The 697-nt window shown below is 77.6% G+C and carries 1 protein-coding gene; it reads right to left on the bottom strand.

The window, feature by feature from the left end; genetic code table 11:
- Nucleotides 1–159: 159 nt before the first annotated feature.
- A partial coding sequence (locus EK403_RS22490; protein WP_164919654.1) for a PilN domain-containing protein occupies nucleotides 160–697 on the bottom strand: 538 nt, incomplete at its 5' end.

Here is a 697-nt window from a genome sequence, read left to right as displayed (position 1 = left end):
CCCCCCCCCCCCCCCCCCCCTGCCGCTCGGCGAGCCCGCTGGTCTCGCTCGCCTGCAGGAAGGTCACGGCCGCGAAGATCAGCGCGCCGAGCGGCAGAGCGATCGCCGCCGCCCCGGTCGCGACGCGGCGCAGCGGACGCCGTTCGGCCGTCTCGGCGCTCACAGGCCCGGTCCCGGATTGGGCGCCGCGGGAGCCGCCGAGGGCGCGGCCGGCTGGTCGGCGCGCCCGGGGCGGATGCGCTGCGCCAGGATCTCGAAATTGTCGCGACCGTCCGGCGACCGCGTCACCGGCGCGGCGAAGCGGGTGTCGCGGGTGAGCCCGCTCGCCTCAAGCCGTCCGATCAGGCCGGGAGCCGCGGCCGAGGTCCCGGCCATGCGCAGGCGCGCCTCGTCGATTTCGAGGTCGCGGAGCGCGGTGTCCTGCGGGACGGTCCGGGCGAGTCGGTCGATCAGCGTGGCTATGGCGTCGTCCGGGCGTTTCGCGGCGATCAGCGTCGCCTCGTGCGAGCCCTGGCCTGCGCCCGCCGCCGCCGCGAGGATGCGTCGGGCCGCCGCCGACCGGCTCTCGATCTCGGCGAGCCGCTGCTCGGCGGCGTAGGAGGCGTAGAGCGACAATGCGAGGGTCGGCAGCACGACGAGCGCGGCGATCCCCGCCGCGAGCGACACGAGGCGCCGGGCGCGCGCCTGCACGCGGTCG

This window comes from Hansschlegelia zhihuaiae (assembly GCF_004103825.1).
GTDB classification, from domain to species: domain Bacteria; phylum Pseudomonadota; class Alphaproteobacteria; order Rhizobiales; family Methylopilaceae; genus Methylopila; species Methylopila zhihuaiae.
Note: the sequence above shows the minus strand (reverse complement) of the source record. Positions and strands in the feature narration are given on the sequence as shown.